This window comes from Rhodoferax bucti (assembly GCF_005876985.1).
GTDB lineage: Bacteria > Pseudomonadota > Gammaproteobacteria > Burkholderiales > Burkholderiaceae_C > Allorhodoferax > Allorhodoferax bucti.
Genome location: NZ_VAHD01000006.1, coordinates 131,465 through 151,199, shown reverse-complemented (window position 1 = coordinate 151,199; position 19,735 = coordinate 131,465). Strand labels below are relative to the sequence as shown.

The window sequence follows — 19,735 nt, the reverse complement described above, 5'->3', positions numbered from 1 at the left end:
TGTCAGCTGTTTTTGCTGATGGTGATGGTGGGGAACTTGCTGGAGAAGTCTTTGGACTGCGCCGCAATCTTCACCGCCACCTGGCGGGCTATCCGCTTGTACAGCTGGGTGACTTCGCTATCCGGCTCAGCCACTACAGTAGGGCTGCCGCTGTCGGCCTGCTCGCGGATGTGCAGGGCCAAGGGCAAGGCACCGAGGTAGTCCATGCCATAGCCTTCGGCCATTTTTTTGCCGCCGTCAGCACCGAAGATGTGCTCCACATGGCCGCAGTTCGTGCACACATGCACCGCCATGTTTTCCACAATGCCCAAAATCGGCACGCCCACCTTCTCAAACATTTTGATACCCTTTTTGGCATCCAAGAGGGCAATGTCCTGCGGGGTCGTAACCACCACCGCGCCCGTCAAGGGCACGCGCTGGCTCAGGGTGAGCTGGATGTCGCCGGTGCCGGGGGGCATGTCTACCACCAGGTAGTCCAAGTCTTTCCAGTTGGTCTGGCGCAGCAGTTGCTCCAGCGCCTGGGTGGCCATGGGGCCGCGCCAAATCATGGCCTGGTCGCCGTCCACCAGAAAGCCGATGGACATGACCTGCACACCGTGGTTTTCCATCGGCTCCATGGTTTTGCCATCGGCCGTGTCGGGCCGGCCTTCAATGCCCATCATCATAGGCTGGCTGGGGCCGTAAATATCGGCATCCAGCAGGCCCACGCGGGCCCCTTCGGCGGCCAGCGCCAGCGCCAAGTTGGCAGCGGTGGTGCTCTTGCCCACACCGCCTTTACCCGAAGCCACGGCCACAATGTTTTTCACCCCCGGCAGCAGTTGCACACCGCGCTGCACCGCATGGGGCACCACCAGGGTGCTGGCATCGATGTCCACCGCCTGCACTTCAGGCAAAGCCATGGCGGCCGTGGTCAACGCGCCGATGAACTCCGGCCACTGGCTCTGGGCGGGGTAGCCCAGCTCCAGGCTGAACTGCACATCACCACCGTGGATCTGGACGTTTTTGATGTTTTTGCTGGCAACAAAAGACTTGCCGGTGTTGGGGTCAGTCACGCCCTGCAGGGCGGTTAAGAGGGTTTGTTCGGTCAATGCCATGGGGTACTCCTGAGCGGCAGAGTCTATCCAAGTGCGCTTTCCCGCATCGTGAGCCGGTGCTTCAGGGTAAACACCGCAGATGGGTGGTTTACAAGTGGTGCCGGACTTTCATAATGCACAGCATGTCTGCCCCGCACACTCCGCCCCCTGTTACCGGGCTGCTGCTCACCGGCGGTGGCGCGCGTGCCGCCTACCAGGTGGGCGTGCTGGAGGCCATTGCCGATTTGCGGCTGGCCTGCGGTGCGGGTGCACAGCCCAACCCGTTTCCCATCATCGCCGGTACATCGGCCGGCGCCATCAATGCCTCGGCCTTGGCCTGTGGTGCGGATGACTTTGACGGCACCGTGCGCAAAATTGCCCACACCTGGAAAAACTTCCACGCCCACGAGGTGTACCGGGCCGACCACCTGAGCATGCTGCGCTCCGGGGCCACCTGGCTCACATTGCTCTCGCTGGGTTGGGTGCTGGCCAAGTGGCGCCGCATCAAGCCCCGCTCGCTCTTGGACAACAGCCCATTGGGCGAATTGCTGCACAGCCTGGTGCCGCTGGAGCGGGTGCCGTGGCTGGTGCGCAAGGGACATTTGCGGGCCTTGGCGGTCACCGCTTCCAGCTACAGCACCGGGGACCACGTCACGTTTTTTGAGGGTGACAAGCGCCTCATGCCCTGGGTGCGCACCCAGCGCTACGCCGTGCGCGACCGCATCACCCATGCCCATTTGCTGGCGTCCAGCGCCATTCCGTTTGTGTTTCCGGCCACCCAGCTGCATATCAACGGCCGCGAGGAATACTTTGGCGACGGCTCCATGCGCCAGAGCGCGCCGGTGGCACCCGCTATTCATTTAGGAGCAGAACGCATACTGGTCATCGGCGCCGGGCGCATGCACGAGCCTAAAAACGAGGCCCACCTGCACACCACCAGCAGCTACCCCAGCATTGCGCAGATTGCGGGGCACGCGCTGTCGAACATCTTTTTGGATGCGCTCGCGGTGGATGTAGAGCGGGTGCAGCGCATCAACCACACCATCAAACTTGTGCCCGAGGAAGCCCGCAAGGGCAGCGCCCTGCGCCCGGTGGAGCTGCTGGTGATTGCGCCCAGCCAGCGGCTGGATGCCGTCGCCTCCCGCCATGTGCAAGACCTGCCCCACGCCGTGCGCACCATGCTGGGCGGCGTGGGCGTGTCGTCCGCCAAGGCCGATGTGAAGGGCGCCGCGCTGGCCAGCTACCTGCTGTTTGAGAGCGGCTACACCACCGAGCTGATGGCGCTGGGCTACGCCGACGCCAAAGCCCAGCGGGCCGAGGTGTGCAAATTCTTCGGCTGGACCGACCCGGAGGCGGACACTCTGCCGGGGGCTTTGGCGGCTAGCGCGCGGCCCGAGCGGCGCGTGGACCCTTTGCGCCTTCGCTAAGAGCTCACCCTATAGACGGGCAACCCGGCGGCAGCTTGGGCATTCCCTCGTTGCTGGTGTGTTCGGCCAAAAAGTCCAAAAACCGCCGCACCGCCGGCACCATGCCACGGCGGGACGGGTACACCGCATGGAAGATGCCGCGCGGCGGCGCCCACCCCGGCAGCACATGCACAAAGCGGCCGTCTTCTAGCTCGCGCCGGCACATGTAGTCCGGCAAAAAGCACATGCCCGTGCCCTGCAAAGCTGCAAATTTGAGGGTGAGCAAGTCATCCGCCACATAGCGCGGCTGGTGCACCAGCGTATGGCTGGCGCCATCGGGCCCCTGCAACACGAGGCTGGCACGGCCGTCCACCACGGTCATGGCCACGGTGTCCATGTGGGCCAGGTCGTCAATCGAGGCGGGCTGGCCCTGGCGCTCCAGTTGCAAAGGGCTGGCCACCAGCACCGTCGCCGACTCGCCCAAGCGCTTCACTACCAGGCTGCCGCTGTCATCCAAGGTGGTGCGCACCCGCAGGGCGACATCGATGCCCTCTTCCACCAAATCCACCACCCGGTTGCTGATGCGCATGTCCACCTTCACCGAGGGGTGGCGCGCCAGAAACAACGCCATGATGGGCCCCACCGTGGTTTGCGCCAGCGTGACCGGGCAGGCGACGCGGATGGTGCCGCGCGGCTCGGTTTGCACTTGCTCGATGGCCTCGGCCGCCGCGTCGGCCGCCTCGCGCATGGCCATGCAATGGCGCAAATACACCTCGCCCACCTCGGTGAGTGACAGTTTGCGGGTGGTGCGTTGCAGCAGGCGCACGCCCAGCCGGCTCTCCAGCTCGGCCACCCGGCGCGAGAGCTTGGACTTGGGCATACCCAGCGCCCGCCCGGCTGCGGCAAACCCACCCCGCTCCACCACTTCGGCGAAGTACAGCATGTCATTGGTGTCGTGCATAAGGCCTTTGATTGTTCTAAATTTAGAACAATCTAATGCAAATATGCAGACTTATCAATCATTCGCCATTCAATGACACTAGTTCCATCGAACCACCTTCCATTGAAAAACTGCCATGAAACTCCTGCACATCGACTCCAGCATCCTCGGCCCCAACTCGGTTTCCCGCCAATTGACCCAAGACGCGACGGCGCAATGGGTCAAAACCCACCCCGGCACCACCGTGGAATATCTGGACCTGGCCACTGACGCGCCCAGCCACTTGTCCGCTGAATCTCTGGGCTTTCGCATGCCTGCCGGCTCTGCCGACCTGAGCGAAGGCCAGAAGCGCGAAAACGCGATTTCTGAAGCACTGGTGAGCCAGTTCCTCGCGGCCGACGTGATCGTGGTGGGCGCACCGCTGTACAACTTCAGCATCCCCAGCCAGCTCAAGTCGTGGATCGACCGCATCGCCCAAGCCGGCCGCACCTTCACCTACACCGAAACCGGCCCCAAGGGCTTGGCTGGCGGCAAAACCGTGATCGTGGCCTCCACCCGCGGCGGCGTGTACTCCACCAACGACTGGGGCCGTGCTGCCGAGCACCAAGAGAGCTACCTGCAAACCGTGTTCGGTTTCCTGGGCATCACCGATGTGCGCTTTGTGCGCGCTGAGGGCGTGGCCATGGGCGACGCCAAGAAGGCGGAAGCCCTGGGTGAAGCCGCGAACGCGATTGCCAAACTGGCGGCTTAACCAGCCCTTTTGCAGGCCAGCCTGAAAGGGTTGGCATTGCTGCAAACAACAAAGCCCGGCTCTGCCGGGCTTTGTTGTTTGGGGCGGCAGAACCTCTACGCGCCTTGCAACACCGCGAGCGCCTCCTGCGCCCAGGCGATGCTGCCTTCCTCAAACAGGATGCCCTTCTTCAAAATCAGATGTTGCAGCCGCTTCGCGCGCGGCATGGCATCACCCCGCGCAAAGTCCCGCGCTTCAATCGCGCGGTAGTGCGCCAGCCGCTCGGTATGCTGGGCTATGCGGGCACGCAGTTCATCACTCAAGTCCACTTCATTCAAAGCAGCATCGGCGCGCAGCTTGACGGTGAACTCATCCCGTAAATCCATGGGCGCAGCAGGTTCGCTGGTCCAGCGCACCAGTTCTGCCCGGCCGTCCGGCAAAACCTTGTACTCCCGTTTGCGAGTGGCACCGGCGTCGGGCGCGCTGTCAGAGACGATCCAGCCCTTCTCTTCCATGCGGGCCAGTTCGCGGTAAATCTGCTGGTGCGTGGCGTGCCAGAAGTAGCCGATGGACTTGTCAAACCGCCGCGCCAGCTCGTACCCTGAGGACGGTTTTTCGATCAGCGAAGTAAGCACGGCATGGGCAAGCGACATGCGGGCGAGTCTAAGGGCAGCACTCTAACTATGCAACCAGTTGCATAAATATGGCTAGACTTCTACACTGCAACTGGTTGCATAGCTGCGCGTGCCTTGGTGCCCGCCGGCCACCCGAATACACAACAGGAGACACCCATGACTGCCACGCTCACCTACCCCCACATGCTCGCCCCTCTGGATTTGGGCTTTACCACCCTGAAAAACCGGGTGCTCATGGGCTCCATGCACGTGGGCCTGGAAGAAGCCAAGGACGGCTTCACCCGCATGGCCGCCTTCTACGCCGAACGCGCCAAGGGTGGTGTGGGCCTGATCGTGACCGGCGGCATTGCGCCGAACGACCGCGCTCGCCCCATGCCCGGCGGCGCCGCCATGACCACGCAAAAGGAAGCCGACAAGCACAAAGTAGTGACCGACGCGGTTCACGCGGCAGGCGGCAAGATTTGCATGCAGATCCTGCACTTCGGCCGCTACGCCTACCACCCCGAACTGGTGGCTCCCAGTGCGCTGAAGGCGCCCATCAGCCCCTTCCGCCCCCATGCGCTGACTTCTGAAGAAGTGAGCCAGACTATTGAGGATTACGCCAACGCAGCGGCCTTGGCCCAAAGCGCGGGCTACGACGGCGTGGAGATCATGGGTTCTGAGGGCTACCTGATCAACGAGTTCATTGCCAAGCAAACCAACCAGCGCGATGACGAATGGGGCGGAAGCTATGAGAACCGCATCCGCTTCGCGCTGGAGATCGTGCGCAAGACGCGTGAACGGGTAGGCGCCAACTTCATCATCATCTTCCGTCTCTCGATGCTGGACCTGGTGGAAGGCGGCTCGACCAAAGAAGAGGTGGTGCAACTCGCCCAAGCGCTGGAAGCTGCTGGCGTCACCATCCTAAACACCGGCATCGGCTGGCACGAGGCCCGCATTCCCACCATCGCCACCAAAGTGCCGCGCGCCGCGTTCGCCTGGGTCACCGAGCAGCTCAAAGGCAAGGTGAAAATTCCGCTGATTGCCACCAACCGCATCAACACGCCTGAAGTGGCAGAGCAAATCCTCAGTAGCGGCCAAGCCGACATGGTGAGCATGGCCCGCCCCTTCCTGGCCGACCCGCTGTTTGTGCAAAAGGCGGCCGAGGGCAAAGCCGACCAGATCAACACCTGCATCGGCTGCAACCAGGCCTGCCTGGACCACACCTTTGGCGGAAGGATCACCAGCTGCCTGGTGAACCCGCGCGCCTGCCACGAGACCCTGATGGTGGACAGCCCCGCCCCCAGCAAAGAGCGCATTGCCGTAGTGGGCGCAGGCCCGGCCGGCTTGGCCTTTTCTACCGAAGCGGCCAAGCGCGGCTTTGATGTCACGCTGTATGACGCTGCCAGCGAAATCGGCGGTCAATTCAACGTGGCCAAGCAAGTGCCCGGCAAAGAAGAGTTCTACGAGACGCTGCGCTACTTCGGCAAACAGATTGAGCTGACTGGCGTGAAGCTGCAGCTGAACCAAAAAGTAAGCGCACAAGACCTGACAGCGGCCGGCTTTAAGCACGTGGTGCTGGCCACAGGCGTGACACCGCGCATGCCCGAGATCGAAGGCATCCAGCACCCCAAAGTGCTGGGCTACCTGGACGTGCTGCGCGACAAGAAGCCCGTGGGCAAAATCGTGGCGCTGATTGGTGCGGGCGGCATCGGTTTTGATACCGCCGAGTACCTATTGCATGAAGGCACCAGCCCCAGCCTGGACCAGGCCAAGTTCTTTGCCGAATGGGGCGTGGATACCGCTTATGCCAGCGCCGGTGGCTTGAAACCCGCGCACATTGAGAAGACACCACGCAAGGTCTACCTGCTGCAGCGCAAGACCAGCAAAGTGGGCGACGGCCTGGGCAAGACCACAGGCTGGATTCACCGCACCTCGCTCAAGAACCGCGAGGTAGAAATGATCAACGGCGTAACCTACCGCAAGGTGGACGACGCGGGCCTGCACATCACCGTGGGAGACAAGGACATGGTGCTGCCCGTGGACAACGTGGTGGTCTGTGCAGGCCAGGACCCACAGCGCGCGCTGCAGGCCGAGCTGCAAGCCGCAGGCGTGAATGTGCACCTGATTGGCGGTGCCGATGTAGCTGCCGAGCTGGACGCCAAGCGTGCCATCAAGCAAGGCACCGAGCTCGCCTTGGCATTTGGCGCAGCACCCGCCGAGTCTGCACAAGCTGGTGCAGCTCCCACGCTGGCGCAAACCCTGCCTGCCCCGGTGGCGGCCAGCCTCAAGCTGTGGCACCAGATGATTGCCGAACAAAACCTGGCCGAGCTGCCCACCATCCTGCACCGCAAGGCCGTGTTCCGCTCGCCCATGGCGCACACGCCCTACCCCAGCGCGCAGGCGGTGCAAGTCATCTTGACCAACGTGGTGCAAGTGTTTGAAGACTTTAAGTACCACCGCGAACTGGCCAGTGCCGATGGACACAGCCTGGTGCTGGAGTTCAGCGCCCGGGTGAATGGCAAAGAGCTCAAGGGCATTGACATGGTGCAATTCGACGCCGAGGGCAAGATCACCGACTTTGAAGTCATGGTGCGCCCCATGAGCGGCCTGCAAGCATTAGGCGACGAGATGGGCAAGCGACTGGCGCCCTATATGGCCATGATGAAGCCCGCCAAGGCCTGAAGGTTGGATTCATCAACACTATAAAAACAATAGCTGCTCGCGCACATTCCATGGGCGCCAGCAGCCTATTTGGCACATAAAAGGAGACACACATGGAGTTTGAAACCCTGAAGGTCACGCTGGACGCGCACATCGCCACCATCCGCCTGAACCGCCCCGACAAAGCCAACGCCATGAACGCCACCATGTGGCAGGAAATCCGCCAGGCCTTTGAGTGGGTGGACCGCACGCCGGAGGCGCGGGTGGCGGTGTTGCAAGGTGAAGGCAAGTTGTTCTGCGCGGGCATCGACCTGCAAATGATGATGGGCATCGGCCCGCAGATCGCCAACGACTGCGATGGCCGCATGCGCGAGAGCCTGCGCCGCATGATTCTGGACATGCAAGACACGCTCACCAGCCTGGAGCGTTGCCGCAAACCCGTGTTGGCGGCCATCCATGGCGGTTGCATTGGCGGCGGCATCGACCTCGTGACCTGCGCCGACATGCGCTACGCCAGCGCCGATGCGTTTTTCACCATCAAGGAGATCGACATCGGCATGACTGCCGACGTGGGCACCCTGCAGCGTTTACCGAAGCTGGTAGGTGACGGCATCACCCGCGAGCTGGCTTACACCGGCCGCAAGATGGACGCCGCAGAGGCCAAGAGCATCGGCCTGGTGAACCGCGTATTTGAAAGCCGCGAGGCGCTCTACGCCGGGGTGCAAGAGATTGCCGCGACGATTGCGGCCAAGTCCCCACTGTCCATCCGCGGTACCAAAGAAATGATCACCTACGCCCGCGACCACAGCGTGGCCGACAGCCTGAACTACATCGCCACATGGAACGCTGCCATGTTGATGAGCCAAGACCTGACCGAGGCGATGACGGCCAACATGCAGAAGCGGGCGCCGGTGTTCAAGGACTGAGCTACGGTTCGCTCCTGCGTTTTTGCTGAGCACGCAGCAGGCTGAGGGTACGTACCTCCGCTCGTGTCCCCCGCCCGCTTTGCGGGCTCCTCCTTGACCTCGCTGCGGCACGCACCCCCAGCCTGCTGCTGCGAAGCGATGGAGAATTTTCCAGGCAAGCAAACCTCCTCACGTCAGGAGTGGGGCGGCTGCCTGTTTTGCGCAACTGCCTCGAACCATCCTCGCCGGATCAGGCGGGCTGGGCGTTTTGCGCAGGTCAAGGAGGAGCTCGCGCAGCGGGCGGGGGACACGGAGCAAAACGCCCAGCCCGCCTGATCCCCCACAAAACCGGAACACAAGCACGCCCCGACTAAAATCACCGGTTCCTCTGTGAAAGTCGATTCCCCATGCCCCGCCAACTCTTCGTCACCACCGCCCTCCCCTACGCCAACGGCAACTTCCATATCGGCCACATCATGGAATACATCCAGGCCGACATCTGGGTGCGGTTCCAGCGCATGCAGGGCAACGCGGTAAACTTCGTGGGAGCGGACGACACGCACGGCGCTCCCATCATGATTGCAGCCGAAAAGGCCGGCGTGACGCCCGAGCAGTTCGTGGCCAACATCGCGGCAGGGCGCAAGCAGTACCTGGACGGCTTTCACATCAGCTTTGACAACTGGCACAGCACCCACTCGCCTGAGAACACCGAGCTGGCCCGCCAGATTTACCGTGACCTGCGCGACCGCGCCGATGGCAGCCTGATTGAAGTGCGCACCATCGAGCAGTTCTTCGACCCCGAGAAGAACATGTTCCTGCCAGACCGCTACATCAAAGGTGAGTGCCCCAAGTGCCACGCCAAGGACCAGTACGGCGACAACTGCGAAGTCTGCGGTTCGGTCTACGCGCCTACTGACCTGATCAACCCCTTCTCCGCCCTCTCCGGCGCCAAGCCCGAACTCAAAAATTCTGAGCACTTCTTCTTCAAGCTGTCGGACCCACGCTGCGTGGAGTTTCTGGAGAACTGGACACAAGACGGCAAACTGCAGCCCGAAGTGGCCAACAAGATCAAAGAGTGGTTCTCCGTACGCACCAACCCGGACGGCACCCAGAGCGAAGGCCTGGGCGACTGGGACATCAGCCGCGACGCGCCCTACTTCGGCATCGAGATTCCTGATGCGCCGGGCAAGTACTTCTATGTGTGGCTGGATGCGCCCGTGGGCTACCTGGCCTCGCTGAAGAACTGGTTCGACAAAGGCGGCCCCAAGGCCAAGCACGGCGATACGCGCAGCTTTGAGGAGTACATCGCCGCCGCCGACACCGAGCAGTACCACTTCATCGGCAAAGACATCGTCACTTTCCACACCCTGTTCTGGCCTGCGATGCTGAAGTTCAGCGGCCGCAAGACGCCCAACAACGTGTTCGTGCACGGCTTCCTGACCGTGAACAATGGCGAGAAGATGAGCAAGAGCCGGGGCACCGGCCTGGACCCGCTCAAGTACCTGAGCCTGGGCATGAACGCCGAGTGGCTGCGCTACTACCTGGCTGCCAAGCTGAGCGCCCGCAATGAAGACATCGACTTCAACGCCGACGACTTCATGGCGCGCGTCAACAGCGACCTGATTGGCAAGTACGTGAACATTGCTTCTCGTGCTGCCGGCTTCATCACCAAGCGTTTTGACGGCAAGCTCACCAGCGACTTCGGCACCACCGGTGCAGCCCTGCTAGCCGAAGTGCGTGGCGCCAGCGATGCACTCGCCCAGATGTACGAAGCCCGCGAATACGGCAAAGCCACCCGCGAGATCATGCTGCTGGCCGACAAGGTGAATGCCTATGTGGACCAGAACAAGCCATGGGACTTGGCCAAGGATGTGGCCAACAACCAGGCGCTACACCAGGTGTGCTCGGTGCTCATCAACACCTTCGCCACGCTCACCCGCTATCTCTCGCCCGTGCTGCCCGGCTTGGCGCAAGCGGTGCAAGGCTTTGTGGGCGTGGACATGCAGCAGTGGAACGTGGCCGGCGATGTGCAAGCCATCCAGCCCTACCAACACCTGATGCAACGCGTCACCCCCGAGCAACTGGACGCGCTTTTTGAAGTGAAAGAGGCTGTAGCGCCCGCAGAACCTGCGCAAGCAGCTCCTAAAAAAGTAGCAAAGTCAGCACCGGCAGCCATTCCTGCTGACCCCAATGCACCCGGCGGCGAGGCCTTGGCCCCCACCATCAGCATTGATGACTTCGCCAAGATCGACCTGCGCATTGCCAAAATCGTGAACTGCGAAGCGGTAGAAGGCTCCACCAAGCTGCTGCGTCTCACGCTCGATGTGGGCGAGAAAAACGCCGAAGGCCAGCCCACCACACGCAATGTGTTCAGTGGCATTGCCAGCATGTACAAGCCCGAAGACCTGGTGGGCCAACTCACCGTGCTGGTGGCCAACCTGGCGCCGCGCAAGATGAAGTTTGGTATCTCCGAGGGTATGGTTCTTGCTGCCAGCCACGCAGATGAAACTGCGCAGCCCGGCATCCACATCCTGCACCCCTGGCCCGGCGCCCAGCCCGGCATGCGCATCCACTAAGGCACAGCGGCTTTTTCCGTCAGGCACAGCACACACCGGTCCCACAGCATGATCCCACTGATCCGTGGTTGGACCGATGTGCAGCGCACTCCGCAAGCCAACACGCGTTTGGGTGTAACGCTCGCCGCCGTTGCGGGGGCGGCGAATGCAGGTGGCTTTCTGGCGGTCAACCAATACACCTCCCACATGACGGGTGTGGTGTCCAGCATGGCAGATGCGCTGGTGCTGGGCCACACCGGCACCGTGTTGGCCGGTCTGGCCATGCTGCTGGCTTTTGTGGCTGGCGCCATGTGCACCGCCCTGCTGGTGAACTGGGGCATGCGCCACCACCTGCACAGCGCGTATGGCCTGCCGCTTTTGCTGGAAGCCGCCTTGCTATTGGTGTTCGGCTTGTTTGGCGGCGCAATTGCCATTGCGGCCCATCTGTTTGTGCCGCTCACGGTGGTGCTGCTGTGTTTCATCATGGGTCTGCAAAACGCGGTGATCACCAAAATCTCCCGCGCCGAGATTCGCACCACCCACATCACCGGCCTGGTCACCGATATGGGCATTGAGTTGGGCAAGCTGCTCTACATCAACCCCGCCCCTTCTGAACACCCGGTGCGGGCCAACCGCGATAAGTTGCGCCTGCAGGGCAAGCTGATTGCCGCCTTTGCACTCGGCGCGCTGGCCGGGGCGCTGGGCTTCAAGCATGCGGGCTATATCGCCACCCTGCCTTTGGCCGTGGCGCTGCTGGCGCTCGTGATCAAACCCCTGTGGAAGGACTTGCACCCTTCCGCGTACCCCGCTGCCTGACCCGGCCATGGCTGTGACCCGTTTTTTCCGCCCCCGCCTGATGGACGCCCTGCAGGGCTACAACCGGCAGCGCCTGGCGGGCGACATCGGCGCCGGCCTCACCGTGGGGGTGGTGGCACTGCCTTTGGCCATGGCCTTTGCCATCGCCAGCGAACTCAAGCCCGAGGCGGGCTTGTTCACCGCCATCATGGCTGGCTTTTTGATCTCGGCGCTCGGCGGCAGCCGGGTGCAAATCGGCGGGCCGGCGGGGGCGTTCATCGTCATCGTGTACGGCATCGTCGAGCGCTATGGCTATGCCAACCTGGTGATTGCCACGGCCATGTCGGGCGTGATGCTGTTTGCCTTCGGTTTCTTCCGGCTGGGCACGCTGGTGCGCTTTATTCCGATTGCGGTGGTCATCGGCTTTACCAACGGCATTGCCGTGTTGATTGCCCTCTCGCAAGTCAAAGACTTTCTGGGCCTCAACACCGGCCCCATGCCGGGCAGCTTTTTCGGCATCCTGCATACGCTGGGCGCCTCGCTCCACACCCTCAACCTGCCGGCCACGGTGCTGGCGCTAGCCAGTTTGGCCGTCATCGTGGCCTGGCAATTCGGCCTCGCGCGGCTAGCCGGCACACGACCGCTGGCTGCCCGGCTGGCGCTGATCCCGGGCGCGGTGGTCGCGCTCGTGCTGGCCACACTGGCCGTCAGCCTGGCCGACCTGCCGGTCGAGACTGTAGGCAGCCGCTTCGGGGGCGTGCCATCCGGTTTGCCCGGCTTTGCTCTGCCCGACTTCAGCTGGGAGACGGTGCGCTTTCTGTTCATTCCTGCCACCACCCTGGCCATGCTGGGCGCGATTGAGTCTTTGCTGTGCGCCCGCGTGGCCGACGGCATGATCGGCGACCGGCACGACCCCAACCAGGAATTGATGGCCCAAGGCATTGCCAACCTCGTCACGCCCTTTTTCGGCGGCATGCCGGCCACCGGCACCATTGCCCGTACCGTCACCAACGTCAAGAGCGGCGCCAACAGCCCCGTCGCGGGCATGGTGCATGCCGTCACCTTGTTGCTGGTAGTGCTGGTTGCCGCGCCCTTGGCCAAGAACATTCCCCTGGCCGCCATGGCCGCCATCCTCATGTTTGTGGCCTGGAACATGGGCGAGTGGCGTGAGTTTGTGCACCTGCGGCAGTACCGCATGCCCTACCGCGCGACCCTGCTGGCCGTGTTTTTCCTGACGGTGGTGTTTGACCTGACAGTTGCCGTAGAGGTGGGCCTGGTCGCCGCCTGCCTCACTTTCATCTACCGCATCTCCAGCCTCTCGCGCTGCGAGCAGGTGAGCGCACACGACTACCCGCCTCTGGCCGAGCCGGCCCGCGCTGTGGCGGCCTACCGGCTGCATGGCGCCATCTTCTTCGGCGCGGTCAAACTGATTGAAAACCTGGAAGACCACCTGCCTGAGCGCGTGCTGGTGCTGGACTTCAAAAACGTGCTCTACATCGACTCTTCCGGCGCCGACACGGTGCTGGACCTGGTGCACACCTGCCACAAGCAGGGTGTGCGCCTGATTGCCTGTGGGCTGGCCTTCCAGCCGCAGGACATATTGCTGCGCTGCGGTGTCACGGAGGCCTTGGGCCCCGCCAACCTCAGCCCCACCCTGGCGCAGGCCTTGGAGCTCGCAGTGCACGACGCACAAGCGGCCTGATGCGCGCCAACCTGATTTCCCCGATTGCATGGCATGACCACCACAACAAAAACAAGTACCTCCCAGCACTTTGACGTGCTCATCGTTGGCAGCGGCCTGGCCGGCCTGAGTGCTGCGCTCTTGCTTTCGCAGCAATACCGCGTGGCCATCCTCACCAAACGCGCAGTGCGCGAAGGCAGCAGCGGCTGGGCCCAGGGCGGCATTGCCGCTGTGTGGGACAAGGACGACAGCTTTGCCGCCCACGTGGACGACACACTGATTGCAGGTGCCGGCCTGTGCGACCTCAAAGCCACGCAATTTGTGGTGGAGAACGCGCCCCAGTCCATCGCCTGGCTGCAGCAGCTGGGTGTGCCGTTTTCTGAAGAGGCGGGCCACGCCGGCCAGCTACACCTCACCCGCGAAGGCGGCCACAGCGCGCGGCGCATCGTCCACGTGACGGATGCCACCGGCGCCGCCGTGCAGCAAACCCTGATTGAAAAGGTCAAAGCCAGCCCGAATGTGACGCTGTTTGAGCACCACACGCTGGTGGACCTGATTACCACCGCCAAGCTTGGCCACGATGCCGAGAGCAGCGGCCCCAACCGCTGCGTGGGCCTGTACGCGCTGGACGATGACACCGACGAGGTGCTTACCTTCCAGGCGCCCCACACCATCCTGGCCACCGGGGGCGCTGGCAAGGTCTACCTCTACACCACCAACCCCGACACCGCCACCGGCGACGGCATTGCTGCCGCCTGGCGCGCAGGCTGCCGGGTGCAGAACATGGAGTTCATCCAGTTCCACCCCACCTGCCTCTACCACCCGCACGCCAAGAGCTTTTTGATCAGCGAAGCGGTGCGGGGCGAGGGTGGCCGCCTGCTGCTGCCCACGGGTGAGCGCTTCATGCCCCGCCACGACCCGCGTGCCGAGCTGGCCCCGCGCGACGTGGTGGCCCGCGCCATCGACTTCGAGATGAAAAAAGGCGGCTTTGACTGCGTGTACCTCGACATCTCGCACCAGCCCAAGGCCTTCATCCAGGAGCACTTCCCCAACATCTACGCCCGCTGCCTGGAGCTGGGCATTGACATGGCTACGCAACCCATTCCCGTGGTGCCGGCGGCGCACTACACCTGCGGCGGTGTGCTCACCGACCTGGATGCCCGCACCGATGTGGAAGGCCTGTATGCCGTGGGCGAAACCGCCTGCACGGGCCTGCACGGCGCCAACCGCCTGGCATCCAATTCGCTGGTGGAGTGCATGGTGTTTGCGCGAGCAGCTACGCAATTGATAGCAAACCAACTCACCGCACAGCGCGCGGCACAACCCCGCGAACTGCCGGCCTGGGACGACAGCCGCGTGACGGATGCGGACGAAAGCGTGGTCATCTCCCACAACTGGGATGAGCTGCGCCGCTTCATGTGGGACTACGTGGGCATCGTGCGCACCAACAAGCGCTTGGACCGCGCGGCCCACCGCATTGCACTGCTGCAGGGCGAGATTGCCGAGTTTTACACCCACTTCCACGTCACCCGCGACCTGCTGGAGCTGCGCAACCTGGTGCAGGTGGCCGACCTGATCGTCAAAAGCGCCCAGGCCCGCCATGAGAGCCGCGGCCTGCACTTCAGCCGCGACTACCCCGACATGCTGGCCGAAGCGGTGCCGACCACGTTGGCGCCTTAAACCTCTCTGCTATCAAAACAAGAGCTGCTTGCGCACATTCCACCTGCGCTAGCGGCTCTTTTGATAGGTAAAGGCTACTTGTAGGTCGACAGCAGAATGCTGGTCTCGGTGGTGGCAATGCCATCGATCTGCCGGATGGTGCGCAGCACCGCATCAAACGCCTCCAGGGTGTCGGCACGCAGCTCGGCTACGATGTCCCAGCGGCCATTGGTGCTGTGCAGGGCCTGCACATTGGGGTGACCGCGCAGGGCGGTCATTACCTCCATGGCGCGGTTGCCCTCAACCGCCACGCTCATCAGCGCGCGAATGCGGGCGGCCTCGGCCGCGGGCTTGAGCCGCACGGTGTAGCCGGTGATCGTGCCGTCTTTCTCCAGCCGGGCGATGCGGTTTTGCACCGTAGCGCGCGCCACCCGCAGCTTGGCGGCCAGGGCCACGGTGGAGAGGCGCGCGTTGTCACGCAGCAGGCCAATGAGTTCGCGGTCGGTATCGTCCATAAGTTTCAAAGTGCCATTCAATGCCGGCATTTTGCTACTCATTACCCACTTTTTGCCTAAAAGTTGTGCTTCTGTTTGGCAGTGCTCCCCGAAACAATCCTCCTCATGCCCTGCCCCTCCCCCGCAGGCCCCGCGATTTCCCACCTTCTGAGCACTGACCATGACCCGCTTTATTGATGTTCCCGCGATGACCGAGCTGATTCACACCATTGGCGTGAAAGACTTCATCGGCCAGCTGGCCGACCACATCCACAACGACTTTGTGCGCTGGCCGGAGTTTGAAAAATCTGCGCGCGTCGCCAACCACTCGGAGATTGGCGTGATCGAGCTGATGCCCGTGTCCGACGCGCAGCGCTACGCCTTCAAGTACGTGAACGGCCACCCCGCCAACACCGCCAAGGGCCTCTACACGGTGATGGCCTTCGGCGTGCTGGCCGAAGTGGACACGGGCTACCCCGTGCTGCTCTCGGAGTTGACGCTGGCCACCGCTCTGCGCACCTGCGCCACCTCGCTGATGGCGGCCCGCGCCCTGGCCCGCCCCGACAGCAAGCGTATGGCGCTGATCGGCAACGGCGCGCAAAGCGAGTTCCAGGCGCTAGCCTTTCACCACTGGCTGGGCATTGAAGAAATAGCAGTATTCGATGTGGACGCAGAGGCCACCGACAAACTGGTGGCTAACCTTGTGGCCTTCCCAGGCCTGCGGGTAGTCCGCGCGGCCAGCACTGCCGAGGCGGTAGCGGGCGCGGACATCGTGACCACCGTGACGGCCGACAAGGCCTACGCCACCATCATCACCCCCGACATGCTGGAGCCCGGCATGCACCTGAATGCGGTGGGCGGCGACTGCCCCGGAAAAACCGAGCTGCACGCCGATGTGCTGCGGGCGGCCCGGGTGTTTGTGGAGTTTGAGCCGCAAACCCGGGTGGAGGGCGACATTCAACAACTGCCCGCCGACTTCCCCGTCGTGGACTTGTGGAAGGTGCTGGCCGGCACGGCGGCAGGCCGCCAAAGCGCGGAGCAGATCACCGTATTCGACTCCGTGGGCTTTGCCTTGGAGGACTACTCGGCCCTGCGCTTTGTGTACGAGCAAGCGCTGCAACTGAACATCGGCACCGATGTGGAGCTGGTGCCCGAGGCCAGCAACCCCAAAGACCTGTTCAGCCACACCCGCCGCCAAGCCGGCCGCGCCCGCATGCGCCGCGTGGCCTGAGCCACACCACGCGCTAACCGCCTCAACCCCAGCACCCCGGAGCCCGCCATGCGCCCCCAGATTTACCCCCAAGCCCCTGCCGCCGTGGTCATGGTGCGGCCGCACCACTTCACCCCCAACCCGCAAACGGCGGCCGACAACGCCTTTCAGCGCATGGATGCCGAGCAGGCTGCCGGTGAAGTCGCCCGCCAGGCCTATGCCGAAGTGACCCAGGCCGCCCGCACCCTGGAGCAGCACGGTGTGCGGGTGCACTTGTTTGAAGACGAGCAGCCCGGCCGCACGCCGGATGCGGTGTTCCCCAACAACTGGTTTTCCACCCACGCGGGCGGTCATGTGGCGCTGTACCCCATGTACTCGCCCAACCGCCGGCTGGAGCGGCGCAGCGATGTGATTGAGATGCTCAAGGCGCAGTACCGGGTGCAAGACGTGATCGACTACTCCGGGCTGGAGCCCGATGGCCTCTTTCTGGAGGGCACCGGCGCCATGGTGCTGGACCACATTGCCCGGGTGGCCTACACCGCGCGCAGCAACCGCGCCAACCCGATTGCGCTGGAGCGCTTTGCCACCCACTTCAACTACGAGCCCCTGGCCTTTGACGCGGTGGACGCGCAGGGCCGCGCGGTGTACCACACCAATGTGCTCATGTGCGTGGCCACCGAATTTGCGCTGGTGGGGCTGGACCTGATTTCCGACGCCGCCCGCCGCGCCCATGTGCAGCAGCGCCTCGAAGAAACCGGCCGCGAAGTGATTGCGCTCAGCGCCGCGCAAATCGGCGAATTCGCCGGCAACGCGCTGGAGCTGAGCAATGGCCGCGAGCGCTTGTTGGCTCTCTCCCGCCGTGCGCTGGCAAGCCTGTCTGCCGATCAAGTGCAGCGCATAGCGCGCAGTGCGCACCTCGTGCCGCTGGACGTGCCCACCATCGAGCTGGCAGGCGGCTCGGTGCGCTGCATGCTGGCAGGCATTCACTTGGCCGCACGCTAGGCGGCTGCAAAGCTCAGGCCACGCGGAAGTTGGCAATCTCGCGCATCAACCCGTCCGACTGGTCGCGCAAGGCGCCTGCCGCTGCGCTGGTTTCTTCCACCAGGGCGGCGTTTTGCTGGGTGTTTTGCTCCAACAGTTGAATCGCTGCCACCGACTGGGTCACCCCTTCTGCCTGCTCGCGCGAGCCCACTGCAATCTCGTTCAGCAGATCGTTGATGCGCTTGGCGTTGCCCAGAATCTCTTCCATGGTGTGACCGGCCCCGCTCACCACCTGGGTGCCCTGCTCCACGTTGTGCACGCTGGCCACAATCAGGTCTTTGATTTCTTTGGCTGCCGCCGCAGAGCGCTGCGCCAGCACGCGCACCTCGCTGGCCACCACCGCAAAGCCGCGCCCCTGCTCCCCTGCGCGGGCAGCTTCCACAGCCGCATTGAGCGCCAGGATATTGGTCTGGAAAGCAATGCCGTCAATCACCGCAATGATGTCCCCGATTTTTTGTGAAGACCCGTTGATGGCCCCCATCACACTCACCACCTCGCCGATGACAACGCCCCCTTTTTGTGCCACATCGGCGTTCTCACGGGCCAGGCCGGCCGCACTTTGGGAGTTCTCAGCCATCATGCGCACCGAGGAACCGATCTCCTCCATCGTGGCCGCCTGCTGCTCCAGCGCTGCCGCCGCCGACTCGGTTCGCGAAGACAGGTCCAGGCTGGCCCGGGCAATCTCGCCGCTGGTGCCGGTCAGGTCGCGCGCCGAGTGGCGCACCTTGCGGATCAGGGTGTGCAGCGAGTCGTAGGCCTTGCGCAAATCCACAATGACCGATGCGGGCTCATCCCGCCCCCAGGGTTGGCTGGGCGGGCGACGCAAATCGCCCTCTGCCATCTCCTGCAAGTGCTGGCTGATCAGCCGCAGGCCGCCACGGGTCACGAGGTAGAAAGAGTAAAAAAAGTAAATCGCCAAGACCAGCGTGACCACCAAAATGCCGATGGTGAGCTTGATCTGCCACTGGGCCGAGGCCACGCGCTTTTCAATCAGCTCGTCCAGCACCGGAAGCAGCCGGTCTGCCAGCGCGGCCTCTGCAGCGAAGGCCGCATCGCCCAAGGATGCGTAACGGGCCACGCCGGAAGGCTCCAGGGCGCCCGCCGTCAGCACCGTGGTGTTCACCGCATCCAGAAACGCTTGGGTGCGGTCCCGCATCGCCTCCATCTGGATGCGGCTGGACAGCTCCGGCGTTTGCAGCACCGCCTTGCCGATACCTGCCAACAGGTTGGTGTTGTGGAATTCGGCAATCGCAATCGCTTTGTCGATGGCAGTGCGAAACGCGGGGCTGAGTGCTCCATCCCGCAAAGCGGCTGCACCAGCAGCGTGCATGAGGCCGACACGGTCCATCAGGTCCGGCAGCCGGAAGGCGGCGGCATCCATCACGTAGTAGCTGTCGATGTCGGGGTCCAGGGTGAGGTTGGAGCCATCGGTGGCGGTGTTCATCACGGCAATCAGCGCATGGATGTGCGCCGTGTTCCGGATGAAGCGCTCCACCGCATCTCCACCCGGTATCTTGGCCTGCGCGCGGGCCTGCTTCAGGGCCTCAAAAGCGGCACCGGTGCCCAGGCTGCCGCCCAGCGCAGCCTGCACCTCTTCCAACCCCGCGTACGACTGGTCCATGGCCTCCGTCAGCGCACCGGCCCCCTCGGAGGGCGCGCCACGCAATTGCAGGGCAAGTTTCAGTACCGGGTAGGACGCGCGCAGGTAGTGCACACCGGCGCGCTCTTTTTCAGAAAATTCGACCGCCGCAAGCTGCGCCTGGAAGTAGGCCCACGACAGCCACGCAATCGGCAGCGCAAACAGGCAGGAAACAATCAGTGCTTTGCTGGCGAAGTTGATGCTGCGCATCACTTGCACGCCGCTGGCCCATATGCCATGGGCGCCAAAAAGACTCAAAGGTGCGGGCGCGCTCACTGGCGCATGCGAAAGAAGGGCTTGGTTGTAGGTATTCATCTCAGGTTGCTCCG

The 19,735-nt window shown here is 63.4% G+C and carries 14 protein-coding genes and 1 pseudogene; 10 read left to right on the top strand and 5 right to left on the bottom strand.

Annotated features, from left to right (window positions below; all coding sequences use genetic code 11):
- Positions 1–2: 2 nt before the first annotated feature.
- Complete coding sequence (apbC, locus tag FDM28_RS17460; RefSeq protein WP_138517485.1) at positions 3–1,094, bottom strand: iron-sulfur cluster carrier protein ApbC; 1,092 nt, start codon at positions 1,092–1,094, stop codon at positions 3–5.
- Positions 1,095–1,216: 122 nt separating this feature from the next.
- On the opposite strand from apbC, the gene FDM28_RS17455 reads away from it, so the two are divergent.
- Positions 1,217–2,500 carry a patatin-like phospholipase family protein gene (locus tag FDM28_RS17455; protein ID WP_420853042.1) on the top strand — a complete coding sequence of 428 codons (1,284 nt, stop codon included), beginning with the start codon at positions 1,217–1,219 and terminating at the stop codon, positions 2,498–2,500.
- 4 nt (positions 2,501–2,504) lie between these two features.
- Here FDM28_RS17455 and FDM28_RS17450 read toward each other — a convergent pair whose 3' ends face one another.
- Positions 2,505–3,440 (bottom strand): LysR family transcriptional regulator, encoded by a 936-nt coding sequence (locus tag FDM28_RS17450; RefSeq protein WP_138517481.1) that lies wholly within the window; start codon positions 3,438–3,440, stop codon positions 2,505–2,507.
- A gap of 115 nt (positions 3,441–3,555) precedes the next feature.
- On the opposite strand from FDM28_RS17450, the gene FDM28_RS17445 reads away from it, so the two are divergent.
- The gene (locus FDM28_RS17445) at positions 3,556–4,170 is read left to right on the top strand and encodes an FMN-dependent NADH-azoreductase (RefSeq protein ID WP_138517479.1); all 615 of its coding nucleotides are present in this window, start codon (positions 3,556–3,558) and stop codon (positions 4,168–4,170) included.
- 95 nt (positions 4,171–4,265) lie between these two features.
- Here FDM28_RS17445 and FDM28_RS17440 read toward each other — a convergent pair whose 3' ends face one another.
- Positions 4,266–4,802, bottom strand: coding sequence for a PadR family transcriptional regulator (locus FDM28_RS17440; protein WP_138517477.1), 537 nt, complete (start codon positions 4,800–4,802; stop codon positions 4,266–4,268).
- Between the two features lie 138 nt (positions 4,803–4,940).
- Between FDM28_RS17440 and FDM28_RS17435 the strand changes: the two are divergent.
- From FDM28_RS17435 to nadB, 6 genes and pseudogenes are all read left to right on the top strand, one after another.
- Positions 4,941–6,959 (top strand): annotated as a pseudogene (locus FDM28_RS17435) (oxidoreductase); the annotation flags it as partial.
- 581 nt (positions 6,960–7,540) lie between these two features.
- Positions 7,541–8,353 carry a crotonase/enoyl-CoA hydratase family protein gene (locus FDM28_RS17430; protein WP_138517473.1) on the top strand — a complete coding sequence of 271 codons (813 nt, stop codon included), beginning with the start codon at positions 7,541–7,543 and terminating at the stop codon, positions 8,351–8,353.
- A 386-nt stretch (positions 8,354–8,739) separates the two neighbouring features.
- Positions 8,740–10,908 carry a methionine--tRNA ligase gene (gene metG, locus FDM28_RS17425; protein ID WP_138517471.1) on the top strand — a complete coding sequence of 723 codons (2,169 nt, stop codon included), beginning with the start codon at positions 8,740–8,742 and terminating at the stop codon, positions 10,906–10,908.
- 48 nt (positions 10,909–10,956) lie between these two features.
- On the top strand, positions 10,957–11,703 hold the full coding sequence (locus FDM28_RS17420; protein WP_138517469.1) for a YoaK family protein: 747 nt from the start codon (positions 10,957–10,959) through the stop codon (positions 11,701–11,703).
- Positions 11,704–11,710: 7 nt separating this feature from the next.
- Positions 11,711–13,384 carry a SulP family inorganic anion transporter gene (locus FDM28_RS17415; RefSeq protein ID WP_138517467.1) on the top strand — a complete coding sequence of 558 codons (1,674 nt, stop codon included), beginning with the start codon at positions 11,711–11,713 and terminating at the stop codon, positions 13,382–13,384.
- Between the two features lie 33 nt (positions 13,385–13,417).
- The gene (gene nadB / locus FDM28_RS17410) at positions 13,418–15,043 is read left to right on the top strand and encodes an L-aspartate oxidase (protein WP_138517466.1); all 1,626 of its coding nucleotides are present in this window, start codon (positions 13,418–13,420) and stop codon (positions 15,041–15,043) included.
- Positions 15,044–15,117: 74 nt separating this feature from the next.
- On the opposite strand, the gene FDM28_RS17405 is transcribed toward nadB, so the two are convergent.
- Entirely contained in the window at positions 15,118–15,537 is a 420-nt protein-coding gene (locus tag FDM28_RS17405; protein ID WP_138517464.1) for an Lrp/AsnC family transcriptional regulator, read from the bottom strand.
- A gap of 160 nt (positions 15,538–15,697) precedes the next feature.
- On the opposite strand from FDM28_RS17405, the gene FDM28_RS17400 reads away from it, so the two are divergent.
- Positions 15,698–16,747, top strand: a complete 1,050-nt coding sequence (locus tag FDM28_RS17400) for an ornithine cyclodeaminase (protein ID WP_138517462.1) — start codon at positions 15,698–15,700, stop codon at positions 16,745–16,747.
- A 48-nt stretch (positions 16,748–16,795) separates the two neighbouring features.
- On the top strand, positions 16,796–17,728 hold the full coding sequence (gene ctlX, locus FDM28_RS17395; protein ID WP_138517460.1) for a citrulline utilization hydrolase CtlX: 933 nt from the start codon (positions 16,796–16,798) through the stop codon (positions 17,726–17,728).
- 13 nt (positions 17,729–17,741) lie between these two features.
- Here ctlX and FDM28_RS17390 read toward each other — a convergent pair whose 3' ends face one another.
- Positions 17,742–19,721 (bottom strand): methyl-accepting chemotaxis protein, encoded by a 1,980-nt coding sequence (locus FDM28_RS17390; RefSeq protein WP_138517458.1) that lies wholly within the window; start codon positions 19,719–19,721, stop codon positions 17,742–17,744.
- Between the last annotated feature and the right edge of the window lie 14 nt (positions 19,722–19,735).

Coding starts and splice junctions, on each gene's coding strand:
- apbC (WP_138517485.1), bottom strand. CDS start 1,094: ATGGCATTGACCGAACAAACCCTCTTAACCGCCCTGCAGGGCGTGACT.
- FDM28_RS17455 (WP_420853042.1), top strand. CDS start 1,217: ATGTCTGCCCCGCACACTCCGCCCCCTGTTACCGGGCTGCTGCTCACC.
- FDM28_RS17450 (WP_138517481.1), bottom strand. CDS start 3,440: ATGCACGACACCAATGACATGCTGTACTTCGCCGAAGTGGTGGAGCGG.
- FDM28_RS17445 (WP_138517479.1), top strand. CDS start 3,556: ATGAAACTCCTGCACATCGACTCCAGCATCCTCGGCCCCAACTCGGTT.
- FDM28_RS17440 (WP_138517477.1), bottom strand. CDS start 4,802: ATGTCGCTTGCCCATGCCGTGCTTACTTCGCTGATCGAAAAACCGTCC.
- FDM28_RS17430 (WP_138517473.1), top strand. CDS start 7,541: ATGGAGTTTGAAACCCTGAAGGTCACGCTGGACGCGCACATCGCCACC.
- metG (WP_138517471.1), top strand. CDS start 8,740: ATGCCCCGCCAACTCTTCGTCACCACCGCCCTCCCCTACGCCAACGGC.
- FDM28_RS17420 (WP_138517469.1), top strand. CDS start 10,957: ATGATCCCACTGATCCGTGGTTGGACCGATGTGCAGCGCACTCCGCAA.
- FDM28_RS17415 (WP_138517467.1), top strand. CDS start 11,711: ATGGCTGTGACCCGTTTTTTCCGCCCCCGCCTGATGGACGCCCTGCAG.
- nadB (WP_138517466.1), top strand. CDS start 13,418: ATGACCACCACAACAAAAACAAGTACCTCCCAGCACTTTGACGTGCTC.
- FDM28_RS17405 (WP_138517464.1), bottom strand. CDS start 15,537: ATGGACGATACCGACCGCGAACTCATTGGCCTGCTGCGTGACAACGCG.
- FDM28_RS17400 (WP_138517462.1), top strand. CDS start 15,698: ATGACCCGCTTTATTGATGTTCCCGCGATGACCGAGCTGATTCACACC.
- ctlX (WP_138517460.1), top strand. CDS start 16,796: ATGCGCCCCCAGATTTACCCCCAAGCCCCTGCCGCCGTGGTCATGGTG.
- FDM28_RS17390 (WP_138517458.1), bottom strand. CDS start 19,721: ATGAATACCTACAACCAAGCCCTTCTTTCGCATGCGCCAGTGAGCGCG.